The following is a 1,593-nucleotide window of genomic DNA, read 5'->3' as shown; positions in this document are numbered from 1 at the left end:
CACCGGACCGCTGGACATGGACGTCGGCCGCAGCCGACTGGCCGGCTGGCGCACGGCCCTGCAGGAGGCAGGGGTGCCTGCAAGGGAACTCCTGGTCGAAGTGGGCGACTTCACCGAGGAGAGCGGCTGCCGCGCGATGCGTTCGCTTCTCGAACGCGCCCCGGAGCTGGACGCCGTCTTCGCCGCCTCCGACCTCATGGCGGTCGGCGCCCTGGCCGAACTGCGCCGCCAGAAACGCCAGGTACCCGGCGATGTCGCCGTCGTCGGATTCGAGGACTCCATCCTTGCCCGCCACACCAACCCGCCACTGACGACGGTGCGTCAGCCGGTGGAGGAACTGGGCCGCACGATGGCCCGGATCCTCACCGACATCACGCAGCACGGCGCAGCCCGGCAGCAGTTGACGCTGCCGACGGAACTGGTGGTGCGCGAGTCGTCCTAGTACTCCAGGGTGGTTCTGTGATCTGTCCAGCAGGTTCGTCGGCCGACTTCGCCGGTGAGCCAGCCGCGTACCAGCTCGGCGAGTCCGACCAGGCCGGCGGCCGCCATCTGATCCTGAGGATCGACCGGAAGCATGCACAGTGCGGCCGGCTGCGACGGGTGCTGGCACGTGCAGTCCACCCGCGAACGCCATCTCCGCCTCGACGACGCCGTCCGTGCGCTCCGTCGGCCGACGACCTGGCCGGCCGAGCGCGAGCGCATCCGACGGTGGGCGCGCGCAGTGCTCGCCGATCCCCGTCGTGTCGTCCTCGACGTCCAGACCACTGGCCTGGACGACCCATGGGCCGCGGCATCACCGCCGACCGAACCTGTTCAGCGCCACCCTTCAGTGCCCCTATGCGGAACCTCACCCGCCTTCTGGGTGGCCGCCGCAGCATCACGTACAACGCTGTCTTCGATCGGGGAGTTCGGGAACGTGAGCTTCACCGGTCCACCGGAGATGAGCCTGAGGCCGAGGCGTCGCTGGACAAGACCACGTGGGAGGGTGCCATGCGGCCCTTTGCCGCCTGGAAGGGCCTGTGCTCGGCTCACCGCGACGCCTACCACGCGCGACCGAACTGGCCCACCGGCTCCACGCCATGGCCGAACTGCGACGCCAGATGCGAAACGACCTGGATCACGCACGCAACCGAGCCGCGCAGACAGATCGCGCTGCACGGCAGGCGCGCCATGCCGTTGAGGCGGCGCGAGCCCATGCCGAGCCCTTGACGACGTGAGCCCCGCCTTCCTACGGGATGACGGAGACCACACGGTCCTTGATCCATCCACATACCGAGGGTGCTTGGTCATCCAGGACCTCGGGGTGCGTTGGTGCGGTGTGTGTCTGTGGTTCTGTTACGCACTTTCGGGTGTGGGGGCGGAGGGTTGCCGGCTGGTGTGCCGGGGGGTGGCGGGTTTGGTGAGTGCCTGCAACGGGTTGTGGGTCGGCGGGCCATCAACTCGGAGCATTTGCTACATAAATGGACATTGAATGTGAGAGTAACGGTAATGTGGGCAACTCGTAACATGGTGCGCGTATCGCGTTCGTGTCCTGCAACAACGCTGTCTTCGATCGGGGAGTTCGGGCACGTGAGCTTCACCGGTCCACCGGAG

Annotated in this window: 2 protein-coding genes; one reads left to right on the top strand and one right to left on the bottom strand. The window is 67.5% G+C overall.

All coding sequences use genetic code 11. The features are described 5' to 3' along the window. A partial coding sequence (locus ACTWQJ_RS51185) for a LacI family DNA-binding transcriptional regulator (RefSeq protein WP_443313167.1) occupies positions 1 to 442 on the top strand: 442 nt, incomplete at its 5' end. Between the two features lie 598 nt (positions 443 to 1,040). Here ACTWQJ_RS51185 and ACTWQJ_RS51180 read toward each other — a convergent pair. Continuing rightward, positions 1,041 to 1,196 carry a hypothetical protein gene (locus tag ACTWQJ_RS51180; protein ID WP_443313166.1) on the bottom strand — a complete coding sequence of 52 codons (156 nt, stop codon included), beginning with the start codon at positions 1,194 to 1,196 and terminating at the stop codon, positions 1,041 to 1,043. Between the last annotated feature and the right edge of the window lie 397 nt (positions 1,197 to 1,593).

This window comes from Streptomyces sp. KR55, assembly GCF_052245645.1.
In the GTDB taxonomy this organism is placed as follows: Bacteria; Actinomycetota; Actinomycetes; order Streptomycetales; family Streptomycetaceae; genus Streptomyces; species Streptomyces flavusporus.
The sequence above is the reverse complement of the archived record's forward strand: the minus strand, read 5'-3'. Positions and strand labels throughout refer to the sequence as shown.

Excerpts from the sequence above, each read along its gene's own strand:
- ACTWQJ_RS51180 (WP_443313166.1), bottom strand. The coding sequence starts at position 1,196 with ATGGGCTCGCGCCGCCTCAACGGCATGGCGCGCCTGCCGTGCAGCGCG.